Genomic DNA, 12,451 nt, shown 5'->3' with positions numbered 1-12,451 from the left:
TATGCTACCGCTCATTGGCAGCACTTTGCTACGAAGCAGAACAAGCGCGAACCCAGGAGCCCGTCGAAGCAGCAGCCGGATAATCCCCGTTTGGCCAGGCTATTTTTGCAATGCGTAAATCTATGGATTAAACCGTAGGCTTTAGAGACAACATGAAGTTAAAGGATCCAGCACTTGCTCAAGCCGCCATGCTGGACGCGAAAAACCACTGCGGGCTGGCTGATCAAGTATAATAAAAAATGCTCTAGGCGACGCCTTTGCTTTTGGTGGTGGATTCCGAATGCTGGCGGTTGCTTTGGATGAACTCGACCACCGATTCCAGGAACGCAATTTGATGAGGTCGAAGGGAGGAGTTACACAGGGCGCGTCGCGAGGCCATGAAATGTTGGCGGACTTCATTGCAAAGGATTTTGACGATCCCTGACTTGCTAACCAAACGGGCAAGCTCAGCACAGCCTTCTGGATTTTGCGAGTTTCTCAGCGCTTGGATGAGTAAGCTTTGATCAGCCGCCGAGAGTGTTTCGTAGAGACGCTTCAGCAAAAGGGTCTTCACACCGCAATGAAAGTCGTAAGCAAGGTCGGGCGCGGTATCGGGCAGTAGCGCGACTTCATGGAGATCGTTTTCGATCTGAAATGCAAGACCGAGAGGTTTGGCAAACTCCGCCAAGGCTCGACGTGTTTCTTCATCTGCACCAGCTAGCAACGCTCCAAGCGTTAACGGGCACTCGATCGTGTAGCGTGTGGTCTTAAGGTGGTAAGTCTGCTCAATCTCGGATTCGCCAATCTCGCTGAGTGGCATATCCAACATCGCAATCTCGGCAGCCTGCCCCATGCCGGTTTCCTGAGCAATGCGCAAGAAATACCGCATAGCAGCCTGCGAATGTGCAGGTGGCAACTCGGGATCAATGAAGCATTCCATGGCGAAACCAAAGAGGATATCACCAAGCACAAGAGCTAGACTTTGCGCATTGCGTTCGCCAGCAGACAGGTCGTTCTCAAGGGCACGGTGCAATGTCGGCTTGCCACGCCGCGACTCCGAACGGTCAATTAAATCATCGTGAATCAGTGCGAAACCGTGAAAAAGCTCCAAGGCGCCAGCGATGCGGAAGGCGGCGCGCGGTGGCGGTGTCTCACGTCCGTCAAAGAGGCTGTAACTGAGTAAAAAGAGCAAGGGTCGGAGGCGCTTACCCGGGCGGCGGAGAAACGATTTTAGACTCTGCCAGGCTGGCTTTAATGAGTGATGTTGAGTAATTCGATCCTCCAACTCTTTGAGCTCCATAGTGATACACGCATGAAGATCTTCTTCCAGAGTCAGCAGTATTTCAAGCGGATCGGCAGGCCTCGAATTCGCTTTGTGAGGCCAAGTGTTAGTAGCGGCGCTTAGCGACATGAAAAGAAAATGCCGATAATTTCAACTATTTCAAGCGATAAGCGCTTTTTGTATCATTATCGTAAATCGCATGCAGCTTTAACTTGCGCCTCCGCTCAGGCCGTTCAAATTGATGAATGGCCGGTTGATGGGCAAGCGGCTTGTGTGATGGCGCAAACCAAGAAAAAATCTGCAAAACCCCAGCCAAACCTGTATTTGGTTGGTTTTATGGGTACCGGCAAAAGCACGGTGGGCCGGGCGTTGGCGCGCCGTTTGCACATGCACCACTTGGATTCCGACCACACCATTGTGGAGACTGAAGGTCGTCCGATACCGCAAATTTTTGCCACGGAGGGCGAGCCATATTTCCGCCAGTTGGAGCATGACTTCGTGCATGGCGGGCACCCGGAGCAAGGCTGTATCGTTTCCTGTGGCGGCGGCCTCGTCATGGCACCAGGCATGATAGACGAACTCAAGCGTCGTGGCCTCGTCGCTTGTCTATTCGCCAGCCCGGACACCATTCTCCATCGGACCAGCGGAAACAGCAACCGCCCGCTGCTCAACGTGGAAAACCCGCGCCAACGCATTGCCGACCTGCTCTCCGAGCGAGAGCCAATCTACCTACAGGCGGGCGCATGCTTCTACACCGACGCTCAGCCGATGAACGAGATTGTCCGCCATCTCGAGCGCTTTTACCAGCGGGAGTCGCGGAGATTCAGTCGCAGTATCGATTAAGTTAAAGCTTTGCCAAACAGCAATTTAGCGTTATGAGTTAGGCATGAAGAAGCTATTGCCGAAAATCCTCATCGCACTTATTGTCATTGCCATTGGCATCCAGTTTATTCCCGTCGACACCACTAACCCGCCCATCGAAAACACCGTTACTTGGGCGAATCCGCAGACCAAAGAATTTTTCACCAACGCCTGCGCGGACTGCCACTCCAACGAAACAGTCTGGCCTTGGTACGCCAAGATCGCACCGGTCTCCTGGTGGATCAGCCATCATGTAGAGGAAGGCCGCGAACACTTTAACATCTCAGTAGCTGACATGGGCGATGCCGACGAGGCCTACGAAGCCGTCCACGAAGGCTGGATGCCGCTCGAAAGCTACACCTGGATGCACCCCAAGGCCAAGCTAACCGCTGAGCAGAAAACTGAGTTTGTCGCTGGCCTCAAAGCCACGTTCAATGTGGGTCAATCGACCAAGGAACACGAGTCCGAAGACGGTCACGAAGGCCACGAGCACTAAGCTGTCAGACGGCGCTGGCGTTGTCGATTGTCATCGAAATGCTATACCACGTGTTGAGTCCGGTTGCTAGATCGGCCCCGTCAAAAGAGTCTCCCCCAGCCAAAGTGGCTTTGTTCGACGTGCCTGAAATCAAGTTACCCAAGCGTCCGGCGGTCGAGAGGACATAGTTGCCGCTATCGGTAGGGTCGAGCGCGACATCCCAGGTGTTGCCATTCGTTCAAGCTGAAAGGCGATGCTCCCACTGAGGTTGACTTAAAATCGGCGATCATGGCAGCGCTGCCAGCCAAGGGTAGAAGTGGTAGGGCAGGGTGCAGAGTTGTTTAATCTGAAGGATGAGGGATTGAGGGTGAAATTTTCGCCCACATGGGAGCCTGATTGCACGCGCAATTTGGACGCTGCATTACTCGTAATACTTGCACCTGCGCTTTACCGCCCCATCTGCTCACTGACTGTGTTTTGCTGGCGAGCGATGTCATGCAGCGTCAGCACGCCGATCAGCTTCTTGGGATCCTTTTCGGAAACCACCGGCACCTGTAGGACGTCTTCTTTGATCAGCAGCCCAGCGGCGGCGCGGATCGAGGTATCGGGCGTCACGCTGAAGATTTGGCGTTTCTCCAAAATCTCACTGAGGGGCCCATCCTGTCCAGCGGCAACGAACTCTTCCAGCTCGTGGTGGCAGATCACGCCGTCCAGTTGCCCCTCGGCATTGACGACCGGGTAGCCGTGGTGCGGCTTTTCAATCGCCTTCAAATTCTCGCTGGAAGGCAGGTCTGAGCGCACGGTCACCGAGTCATACGTCATGATCGTCGAGACCGGCAAGTTGCGGTAATCCTGAGCGCCTTGGTAGGCGGGCATGCGGCGCAGATTCAGGCCGTCCTGCAAAAGCAGGGAGTTGTAGAGCGGCACGCGCAGCAGGCGGCTGGCGAGGTAGTAGGAGATCATATTACCCGCCATCAGCGGCAGGATCAGCGCATAGTTGCGCGTCATTTCAAAGATGATCAGCAGCGAGGTAAATGGGCAGCGCACGATCGAGGCAAACAACGCGCCCATGCCCAGCAACACGCAGGCGCCAACCACCTGACCGGCCTCAGGCAACGCGAACCAGCCGGTATTATCATTCAGTTGCACCAGCAGCAGGCCGATGATGCCACCCAGCATGCCGCCGAGGAACAGCGTCGGCGAAAACAAACCACCGGAGCCGCCCGAAGCATAGCAAATAATCACCGCCAGGAACTTTAGCACGAACAACGTCAGCATTACCGAGATGACGAGGTTGTTCTCAAAGGCCTGAGTCAGCGATTCGTAACCAATCGAGAACACGCCGCTCTCCCCGGTCAGGTAGTAGGCGGTGACACCGATCAAGCCCATAGCCAGCCCTCCCGAAGCCGGGCGCAGCCAGGGGGGCATTTTGCTGACCTTAAACTGACCGCGCGTCCACAGCAGGCTCTTCACAAAGCCGTGGCCGATCACTCCACAGAGCAAACCAATCGGGATCGCGACCAACATCCACCAGTTCGTTTTAAAGTCCTCATGGATGCCAACCGTCAGCACCGGGTCTTCGCCCAAAATGATGCGCGACACCGATGCAGCCACGACTACGGCGATCACGATGCCGCCCAGCGCTTTCGAAGAAAAGTCGTCCAACAACTCCTCGAACACGAAGGTAATTGCCGAAAGCGGGGCGTTAAAGGCTGCCGCAATGCCCGCGCCCATGCCCACCGGCACCAGCGCCTGGATGCGCACCTTGGCTAGGCCAAAGACCTGCCCGAGCTTGGAGGCAATGGCTGCGCACATGTGAACCGTTGGGCCTTCGCGACCAAGCGCGTTACCCATCCCCACATAGAGCGTGCCCAGGATGAAGCGCCACACGCCGTCACGCAGCTTAATCACGCCAAAATCGTTGTAAAAAGCAGACTTTGTTTGCGGGATGCCACTGCCCACCGCATTAGGTGCCAGCTTGGTCAGAATGACGCCCACGCACAGACCACCGATTGCTGGCGCGAGGCCCAGTACCACTGGGAAGAGCCAGCGGTATTCTTCGCCTGCGACCTCGGATATGTGCCATATCCAGTGAAACAGGCCATGAATCGAAAAATGGAAGGCCACGGCTGCCAAGCCACAAAATACACCGGCTACGGTACAAAGAATGAGAAAGCGCTGCCCGTCCGTGAAGCGGGCGCGCATCCAATCGGGAAGATTCAGAAACCAGGTCTTTCTCATGAAACCTGCTTCTCCGGCGTTTTAGGTTCCTCGGGCCCGCAGGTTGCGTTCCTTAGGAAGTTAAACGCCAGCGCTTCATACAGCGCCGTGGGGCAGACCAGCCGGGATACCTCGTAGGCCAGCATGGCGGTGAGCGCTAACGGAAGCGCAAACATCGTCACACCGGTCATTTCCAACAAAATGATGAAGGAGGTCATTGGGCTTTGTACAACACCGGAAAAATACGCTACGATAAAGAGTAAAATAATCGCCTGCTCCGGGGCCCCACTCCATTCAAACAGCGGGAAAAGTGTATGCCCCAGACCAGCGCCGACCGAAAAGGATGGATCGAAAAGCCCGCCCGGAATCGCCGTCAGCAAAACCAGGAATGTTGCTAGCGCCCGCCAGAGGAAATAAAACGGCGTTACGTGCGTCTCGGCCTCGGCCAAAATCTCCAAGTGACGCTCGCCCAGCGACTCCTTCAATGCCGGGCTGCCATCTACCAGCAACGCTTGCGCTTGAGCGTAGCCACTGCCCAGCGTGCCGCCTTCGGTGAAGAATGCCAGTGATGCGCAACCCAGGCCGATCAGGCCCGCTGTGACGACGAAGTTTTTCTTCATCGCCCGGCCAACAAAGGGCATACAAAAGAGCAACGTCTTGGCAAAGAGTCCGCCCAATAGGCCGCCAATAACCGCGATGAGCGGAATGACTAAATATTGGGCAAACGAATCAAAGATCAGTGGATCGCGGTCTTTGTCCAGATTGCCGTAGAAGTAGTAATTGCCCATGAACACCACGCAAACCAGGCAGGCCAGAATAACCGTCCGCACCAGCGTGCCCATGTTGTTTTTGTCAAAACGGCGGCCAATCTCCTCCATCGCAAACACCACGCCGGCAATCGGCGCATTGAACGCCGCCGCAATGCCTGCTGCGCCACCGGCCAGGATTAGGCCGCGCTGGACCAGGTGCGCCGGAAATTTCGCAAAGCGATTCGTGCAACGCATGAAGCAGGCACCTAGCTGGACAGATGGGCCTTCGCGACCGACAGAAAGATATGCCAGCAGCGCCAGCGTGGTCAGGATTAGCTTACCCAGTGCGATGCGCATGGAGAGCACCGCATCGCGCGCTGGCCCTTCCTTGAGCTTGAGCGCGGCAATGGTTTGCGGGATGCCGGTGCCGTCCGTCCCGCAGAAAAAGTGGTCGCGCAAATAGATGATCAAAATCAGGAAAGAGGGCATAACCAAAAAGGCCAGCCAAGGCTCCTTGTTGTTCCAATCGCGGATCACGCCGCCGCAAAACAGCTCCACGCCACAAAAATACATTGCGCCCGCGCCAGCCGCGAGCCCGCCTATGACCACCACTAGGTAGCCCCACCAGGCTTCACGCGTGAATAACGCTTTGCGCCAATCGATCTTCTCTTCGATATCCGGTTCTCCAGTCGCCATTTTGCAATTCCCGCAGGCAATTTGGCGGCTTGGCGGAGCACTGTCAAAATCAATCCCTGGCTGAAATAGCTCGCATATTGCCAAATCTAACGCAATTGGTAACTGCGACGCCTCGCTATCTAGCGGGTCGGAATTAATTTTTCGTCATAACCAATTAAAAAGCATTAACTTTAAGCAAATACGTGCGATAAATAGATAAGCACACGATTTAGAAAGTGTCATCGCAGCAAAGCACAATAAAAACACACTGCCGCTAGCGCTTTAACCAAAGTTGACTAGGGTAGATTCATAAACTCACACAACTTTAAACCAATCACCCATTTCTCCCACATCGGAACAACCATATGAATCTTTTTCAAAAAAAACGCTTGGCAAAGGAGCAAAGAGCCCTACAACAGAGCGTTTTCCTGAAGCCCGCGTCAAGTGGGTCTGAAGATTCGGTGGGATATGCAAGCGGCCAAAGCACGCAGACTGTAAATCTGTTCCGGTAATCGGTTCGGGCGTTCGAATCGCCCTCCCACCACCACTTCAGATGGGAAACAATTTAGCCGATCTTCTGTGAAGTAACCACAATAATAAAACTGGCTAAAAGACTATGCCTAGAACATCGACCAAAAGCACCAAGACTAAGGGCAAAACAGTAACTAAGCGCGCGCCGGGCAAGACGCAGATCTCGATCTCGCTGCCGGCAGATCTGATTGAGCGCATCGATAAGCTCGCCGCTGCGGAAAACCGCAACCGCTCGAACTTCATCGCTACCGCCCTGGACCGGGTTACCGAGTAAAGTCTTCTTTGAGCCGCCCAAACGTGGCTATCGCTTTCGCTCCATATAGCCCAAGCTAAGGACAAAGACGGTAGTTATTTCACAAACTCCTCGATTGCCCAGCCGGATTCAGCTTGAACGGGCGCTGAAAAATCAAGCTGTATTCCGATTGCTGGACTTCTCCAACCACTCTATAAAGGCAGCTAAATCTGCTTGATTTCATGCGAGCGGGGCTAACTTGTTATTGAGCTAACCGGTAACAGCCTCCGTCATGAACAAGAGAATAGTCCTGCTTTTTTCCGCCATATTTCTGGCCCTTGTTTGCGCATTGATCGTATTTCAAGGTTTCCGTCAACAAGCTGCGATTCGCGAAAGTGCGTTAAAGCAGCTGTAGGCAGGCAACGCGTTACTGGGCTTGGGCGTCCTCGCCTATTCCGGCGAAGAGGGCGACATCGCCACTATTTTGCCCTACCTCGACAACCAGGATGCGGATGTGCGCTTCACCGCTGGTGGGCATTGGCCTACATTTCCGGTGATGCCGTACAGATCCCCGCAGGGCTAGTTATCCAGGCACCTGACGAATCCACCCACGCTGGCGGCATATACGATCTAAGCAGTCAAAAGCTACTCGCCGAATACGTTAACGATTGGAAAGCTTGGGCTGCCAAGCACGAAAAAACGGAGCGCTCTTAGGCGCGCTATAAACATCCAAGCTGGCAAAACCAGCACATGAAAGCCGACTCGCAGATGCAGTCGGCTATTTTTGGGCCCCAATCAGCGTACGCCCGCACTGGCGCCAACTTTTATAAGCGCCATCGTGACACACTTACTCAGGCGTGAAGCTCCGTCACGCGAATGCGTCACCTTGTCTCATCCTCAATGCCCCAATAAATCCCATATTCACTGTTTATCAATGACTTAAAGAATAATGGATTACTGGCATTCCTCCTGCATTAAAGAAAAGCGAACAACAAATCACTAACTTTCAAAAGGAGGAACAAAAAATGCATCTAATCAAATATGACAACTTCTGGAATGACCCGTTTGCGGAAATGGACCGCTTGTTCGACCGTGCGGTCAGCAACAACCGTTTCGCCGGGCTCTTCGACAACCAGTTCACCAGCGGCCGCAGCTTCCGTGTCGACGTCTATGACGACAACAACGAGGCCTACCAAGTCGTGGCTGAGCTGCCAGGCGTCGCGAAGGAAGATGTCGGCATCCAGCTCGAAAACGCCGTGCTCACGATCTCCGCAAAGCGCAAGGTCAAGCAGGGCGAGCAAGAGCAAAGCGTGCAATTCAGCCGCTCCCTGACGATTGATGACGACATCAATGCGGACAAGGTCACGGCGAAGCTCGAAGACGGCATCCTGACCGTCAGCCTTCCCAAAGCCGAGGCCCGAAAGCCGCAAGCCATCACCGTCAGCTAATCAACCAACCACAATACTAACGAAGGAGATATTTACCATGAGTGAAGCTCAAGTAGCCGAAACCAAGACAGAAACCCCGGCTAGGGCCGACAAGCGCACCGCTTACCTGCGCCCGCGCTATGAAGTTGCCAACACCAAGGAAGCTTACACGGTCCAAGTGTTTGTGCCCGGCGTGCCGAAGGAAGGCGTTCGCATTACGGTTGATCAGGATACGCTGGCGATCGAAGCCACGCGCCGACTCACGGCCAACGACCGCTGGCGCGCCCGCCACCGCGAGATCCCCACAGCGGACTACCGACTCCGCCTCGATCTCAATGTGCCAGTCGATTCCCACAAGATCACGGCCAAGACCACCGATGGCGTGCTCACCATCACGCTTCCGGTGGCCGAGGCAGCCAAGCCGCGCCAGATCTCCGTCAACTAAGCGCTCCCACAACGCCGCCTGGCGAAGTTATTTCCGGGCCGGGCAGGTTTCATCCTTCCCGGCCCTTTTATGGACTCCCCCCTGTTGGGCGACCGCCCGGAATTTTGATCGCTTTTGCGCGCAAGGTTCTGGACGATTGAGAAAGGAATTTGCTAACTGTGGAATTTAAAGACTATTACCAGACCCTCGGGGTCAACAAGAGTGCGAGTGCCGACGAGATTAAGAAGGCGTTTCGCGGGCTCGCGCGCCAACATCACCCGGACAAAGCCAAACCGGAAGACCGGCCCGCAGCCGAAACCAAATTTAAGGAAATCAGCGAGGCCTACGATGTCCTCGGCGACGCCGAAAAGCGTAAAAAATACGACATGCTGGGCTCGAATTGGGACCAGTATGGTAGCGCGGGCGCAGGCTGTGGACGTGGCGGCTTCCCCGGTGGTGGATTCCGTCGCGCCGGCGGCATGGGCCAAGGCGGCTTTGAAGAATTCCACTTTGGAGGTACCGGCTTCAGCGACTTCTTTGAGCAGTTCTTTGGCGGCGCTGGCGGCGGCGATCCGTTTGGACGCGGCGGCGGCGGCATGCGTCGCGGCCCAACCCGTGGCCAGGACGTCGAAGCCGAGATCATGGTCCCGCTCCATGAGGCCTACTCCGGCGCGGAGCGCACCGTGCGCCTGGAGCGCGTCAACCAGCAGACCGGCGAGCGTAAGGAGAACAGCTACAAGGTCAAGATCCCGGCCGGCGTCAAAGACGGCCAGCGCATCCGCCTGGGCGGTCAAGGCGAGCCCGGCAGCGGCGCAGGCTCCGGCGACTTGTTTTTAATCGTCCGACTCGCTGCCCACCCGGACTACGAGGTCAAGGACAAGGACTTGGTTTACACGCTGGAGCTCCCCGCGTGGGACGCCGCCCTTGGCGCGCAAAAGGAAATCCCGCTGCCCAACGGCAAGCGCGTCCGCATCACTGTCCCCGAAGGCGCGAAGACTGGCACGCGCGTCCGTCTGCGCGGCCTCGGTCTCCCTGGCAAAACCGCCAAAGGCGACCTCTTCGTCGAATACGCGATCACCGCGCCCGCCCCCACCTCCGACGCCCAACGCGCCTTGTGGGAGCAACTTCGCGAGGCCGACTGATAGGTAAGCATGACTAAACGCCAAGTTTCCCACTATGATATCGGCTTAATAGCAGATAGATTCAGCCTTAAGACTCCTCTCCGGCAAAACGGCCGTAAATAAAGATCTCGATGTGCTCGGGGCAGAATCCCTCCGGCAAGCGATCCTGCATCAACTGCAAATCCACGCCGTCGGTTAAATGCACGCGGTTGGTCTCACGGCATACGACCAGCGTGCGGTGGCCATTCTGCGGAAGCATGTAACAAGCACGGTGGCCCGGCACTTCAATTGCCTCAATCTCCTTATTATCCAACAACAACCGAATATTCCGGTAAACCGTGGCAATGCCCAAACCGGGCACCTGTGCCGCTGCGCTTTCCTGAATCTCTTTCGGGGTAAGGGGGTGTTCGGCGTTTTTTAGGGTCTCCAATATCGCCGAACGCTGCTTCGTATCTCTAAATCGTTTGCCCATTTCACTACTAATTCCCCTAAACAATTGGCTAGCAGTGGAGGCCTTTTCAATTCAAAACTCAGAAATAGTGATAATAAATACTATCGATAACGCATTATCAATCAATTACAGGGTTCACAGGCCTACTTATAGCAGAATAAGGCAAATCAGCCCCATTAAAAGAAACCTAAGACTCCATTGCACGGCTGGTGATAAAATAGCGCATTACCCAAACTCCCGCTGGACGAGCCTTGTTCGGTGGGGAAATACGCTCCAGACAAAGTAATCCGCTCTTCTTGAAATCGATACAATCCGTAAACGGACTACCCGTAAGGAGCCAAGCTGAGAGCATAGTTAGATGAGGATTGTGACCGACTAGCATGGCATCCTCCTTGCATTCCAGCAAAAATGCGCCAAGCGCAATCGGATCATCCATTGGCGCCAAGCCTGTCCTCTCCTGCAAAGGCGTCTTGAGCTGCATTTCGTCACGAAACAACTCTGCTGTTTGCCGAGCGCGCACCAGCGTGCTATGGTAGATAACTGCCAACTGAGAAAATTCTTTGGTCTTCAGCCGATCACAGAGCTTTGCAATCGAACGCTCGCCCTTGGGCGTTAGCTGGCGCGCTTGATCAGTGGGCGCATCATAAGTGGCTTCTGCATGGCGCAACAGGAATAATTTCATACCGCCAAATTACAGTTCCCTATGCGTCAAGTCGAGCCCACGACGCTATTCATCCTCGTCCACATTTGGGTCATCCTGCGCGTTCGCAGGCAGTTCGTGGGGGAGCGCCCAATAGTAAGACATTAGCCAGAGACTCCATGCCCACGGGTAAATCACAGGCGGAACAACCACGCCGACCAGCACCCCCAGCACTGCCAAAGTCGTCAACGAAATCACCCCCATCATGTGTAACGCCACCAACGGAGGCAGACACCCAAACACCGTAAGCCCATAATTCCAAACCATTGCCCCCAGGAAGAATCCATCGCTACGAAACAGCTTCAGAGCGCACTGTGGACACCGATAATGCAGCTTGATCCACGAGCGAAAAATCGGCCGCCCTCCGCAATTAGGACAACGATTCGTCAGGCCCCGCAGGACGATTTGCAGACGGCTAACACTGGGCGAAGGCATTCGGCTTATCATGGTGAATATTCAGCCCGCTTCAAGTCCGGCATTCTCATTGCCCTCTCCTATATGCGCTGTATTATTCACCACCATCTCCAACTATGCAATGCAAACAGCTACGCTTTCCGATGACAAGCACCGCAAGCTCGCGACCTTGTTGCTAATCGGCTATCTTCCGTTTTACCTCAACGGTTTCTACAACCCGATTTTGCAACATACCCAGTGGGCCTTCTGGGCGGCAGACATCGCCATTTGGATCATCCTGCCCGCCGCGCTCTTTACCTGGGGACGTCGTCACGATCTCTACAGATGGCCGGAAATCGGCTTCAATCAGCAAGTCGGGTTTGGCGGACCGCGTTGGGCGTTTCCTATCCTGTTGGTCATCGCCACGCCCATTCTTTTCTATCTCGAAAAGATGAGCTTCACCATCGCTATGGATCTTGCACCGCCCAAGCCCCAGGAGTTTTCTTTTGGCAATGAAGTCCAGCGCCAACCATCTGCACTAGTCCGTTTGGTCAAACTGATCTACTTTGCCTTCACTGCAGGTTTTGTTGAGGAAATTTATATGCGCGGTATGATGCGACGTCTTTTTCGGGAGGACGGGGCCGGGCCAGCTCTTTTCATCATATTATCCACCCTCATCTTTACCTTCGCTCATTGGGAGAATGGCGCTTACGGACTGACTATCGCTTTCATGTGGGGGCTGATGGCCGCGGTTTTCTATGAGATCACGCGCAATCTGTGGCCACTGATCCTGGCGCATATCCTGGTCGACCTGGTCGCTTTCAGCTAGTGGCAAACGGCTACGGCATGTTCGCAGAGTCCGATTCTGGGGATAGTGTTGGTGGGTAAGAGAATAAGGCCTTTGAAAAAATAATATCTTTGTCCGTTTTAT

13 protein-coding genes and 1 tRNA gene are annotated in these 12,451 nt (G+C 54.7%); 8 read left to right on the top strand and 6 right to left on the bottom strand.

Features of this window, described 5'->3' with window-relative positions:
* Positions 1 to 244 precede the first annotated feature (244 nt).
* Positions 245 to 1,279 (bottom strand): polyprenyl synthetase family protein, encoded by a 1,035-nt coding sequence (locus RBB62_RS11285; RefSeq protein ID WP_309398948.1) that lies wholly within the window; start codon positions 1,277 to 1,279, stop codon positions 245 to 247.
* A gap of 318 nt (positions 1,280 to 1,597) precedes the next feature.
* Between RBB62_RS11285 and RBB62_RS11280 the strand changes: the two genes are divergently transcribed.
* Positions 1,598 to 2,104: a shikimate kinase gene (locus tag RBB62_RS11280; RefSeq protein WP_309398947.1), complete on the top strand. Its 507-nt coding sequence runs from the start codon at positions 1,598 to 1,600 to the stop codon at positions 2,102 to 2,104.
* A 43-nt stretch (positions 2,105 to 2,147) separates the two neighbouring features.
* A complete protein-coding gene (locus RBB62_RS11275) occupies positions 2,148 to 2,618 on the top strand; it encodes a heme-binding domain-containing protein (protein WP_309398945.1) in 471 nt (156 codons plus the stop codon).
* Positions 2,619 to 3,044: 426 nt separating this feature from the next.
* Here RBB62_RS11275 and RBB62_RS11270 read toward each other — a convergent pair whose 3' ends face one another.
* Positions 3,045 to 4,838, bottom strand: a complete 1,794-nt coding sequence (locus RBB62_RS11270; protein WP_309398944.1) for a chloride channel protein — start codon at positions 4,836 to 4,838, stop codon at positions 3,045 to 3,047.
* Entirely contained in the window at positions 4,835 to 6,262 is a 1,428-nt protein-coding gene (locus tag RBB62_RS11265; RefSeq protein ID WP_309398943.1) for a chloride channel protein, read from the bottom strand. Before RBB62_RS11265 ends, RBB62_RS11270 begins: the two co-directional genes overlap by 4 nt.
* Positions 6,263 to 6,701: 439 nt before the next feature.
* On the opposite strand from RBB62_RS11265, the gene RBB62_RS11260 reads away from it, so the two are divergent.
* The 5 genes from RBB62_RS11260 (at position 6,702) to RBB62_RS11240 (ending at position 9,997) form a co-directional block, all read left to right on the top strand.
* Positions 6,702 to 6,788 (top strand) — tRNA-Tyr (locus RBB62_RS11260).
* 69 nt (positions 6,789 to 6,857) lie between these two features.
* Entirely contained in the window at positions 6,858 to 7,046 is a 189-nt protein-coding gene (locus RBB62_RS11255) for a CopG family ribbon-helix-helix protein (RefSeq protein WP_309398942.1), read from the top strand.
* Between the two features lie 983 nt (positions 7,047 to 8,029).
* Positions 8,030 to 8,452, top strand: a complete 423-nt coding sequence (locus RBB62_RS11250; RefSeq protein ID WP_309398941.1) for an Hsp20/alpha crystallin family protein — start codon at positions 8,030 to 8,032, stop codon at positions 8,450 to 8,452.
* A gap of 37 nt (positions 8,453 to 8,489) precedes the next feature.
* Positions 8,490 to 8,876 (top strand): Hsp20/alpha crystallin family protein, encoded by a 387-nt coding sequence (locus RBB62_RS11245; protein ID WP_309398940.1) that lies wholly within the window; start codon positions 8,490 to 8,492, stop codon positions 8,874 to 8,876.
* A gap of 158 nt (positions 8,877 to 9,034) precedes the next feature.
* Positions 9,035 to 9,997, top strand: a complete 963-nt coding sequence (locus tag RBB62_RS11240) for a J domain-containing protein (protein WP_309398939.1) — start codon at positions 9,035 to 9,037, stop codon at positions 9,995 to 9,997.
* Between the two features lie 67 nt (positions 9,998 to 10,064).
* On the opposite strand, the gene RBB62_RS11235 is transcribed toward RBB62_RS11240, so the two are convergent.
* The 3 genes from RBB62_RS11235 to RBB62_RS11225 all read right to left on the bottom strand — a co-directional run bounded on the left by RBB62_RS11235 (position 10,065) and on the right by RBB62_RS11225 (position 11,562).
* The gene (locus tag RBB62_RS11235; protein ID WP_309398938.1) at positions 10,065 to 10,448 is read right to left on the bottom strand and encodes a Fur family transcriptional regulator; all 384 of its coding nucleotides are present in this window, start codon (positions 10,446 to 10,448) and stop codon (positions 10,065 to 10,067) included.
* A 166-nt stretch (positions 10,449 to 10,614) separates the two neighbouring features.
* Positions 10,615 to 11,109, bottom strand: coding sequence for a phosphohistidine phosphatase SixA (sixA, locus tag RBB62_RS11230; protein ID WP_309398937.1), 495 nt, complete (start codon positions 11,107 to 11,109; stop codon positions 10,615 to 10,617).
* A gap of 45 nt (positions 11,110 to 11,154) precedes the next feature.
* A complete protein-coding gene (locus RBB62_RS11225) occupies positions 11,155 to 11,562 on the bottom strand; it encodes a hypothetical protein (protein WP_309398936.1) in 408 nt (135 codons plus the stop codon).
* A 100-nt stretch (positions 11,563 to 11,662) separates the two neighbouring features.
* Here RBB62_RS11225 and RBB62_RS11220 point away from each other — a divergent pair, with 100 nt between their 5' ends.
* Complete coding sequence (locus RBB62_RS11220; RefSeq protein ID WP_309398935.1) at positions 11,663 to 12,349, top strand: CPBP family intramembrane glutamic endopeptidase; 687 nt, start codon at positions 11,663 to 11,665, stop codon at positions 12,347 to 12,349.
* The last annotated feature ends 102 nt before the right edge of the window (positions 12,350 to 12,451 follow it).

Origin of the sequence: Cerasicoccus maritimus (assembly GCA_031296935.1) — a bacterium.
GTDB classification, from domain to species: Bacteria; Verrucomicrobiota; Verrucomicrobiia; order Opitutales; family Cerasicoccaceae; genus Cerasicoccus; species Cerasicoccus maritimus.
The sequence above is the reverse complement of the archived record's forward strand: the minus strand, read 5'-3'. Positions and strand labels throughout refer to the sequence as shown.

Coding starts and splice junctions, on each gene's coding strand:
- RBB62_RS11285 (WP_309398948.1), bottom strand. CDS start 1,279: ATGGAGCTCAAAGAGTTGGAGGATCGAATTACTCAACATCACTCATTA.
- RBB62_RS11280 (WP_309398947.1), top strand. CDS start 1,598: ATGGGTACCGGCAAAAGCACGGTGGGCCGGGCGTTGGCGCGCCGTTTG.
- RBB62_RS11275 (WP_309398945.1), top strand. CDS start 2,148: ATGAAGAAGCTATTGCCGAAAATCCTCATCGCACTTATTGTCATTGCC.
- RBB62_RS11270 (WP_309398944.1), bottom strand. CDS start 4,838: ATGAGAAAGACCTGGTTTCTGAATCTTCCCGATTGGATGCGCGCCCGC.
- RBB62_RS11265 (WP_309398943.1), bottom strand. CDS start 6,262: ATGGCGACTGGAGAACCGGATATCGAAGAGAAGATCGATTGGCGCAAA.
- RBB62_RS11255 (WP_309398942.1), top strand. CDS start 6,858: ATGCCTAGAACATCGACCAAAAGCACCAAGACTAAGGGCAAAACAGTA.
- RBB62_RS11250 (WP_309398941.1), top strand. CDS start 8,030: ATGCATCTAATCAAATATGACAACTTCTGGAATGACCCGTTTGCGGAA.
- RBB62_RS11245 (WP_309398940.1), top strand. CDS start 8,490: ATGAGTGAAGCTCAAGTAGCCGAAACCAAGACAGAAACCCCGGCTAGG.
- RBB62_RS11235 (WP_309398938.1), bottom strand. CDS start 10,448: ATGGGCAAACGATTTAGAGATACGAAGCAGCGTTCGGCGATATTGGAG.
- sixA (WP_309398937.1), bottom strand. CDS start 11,109: ATGAAATTATTCCTGTTGCGCCATGCAGAAGCCACTTATGATGCGCCC.
- RBB62_RS11225 (WP_309398936.1), bottom strand. CDS start 11,562: ATGCCTTCGCCCAGTGTTAGCCGTCTGCAAATCGTCCTGCGGGGCCTG.
- RBB62_RS11220 (WP_309398935.1), top strand. CDS start 11,663: ATGCAAACAGCTACGCTTTCCGATGACAAGCACCGCAAGCTCGCGACC.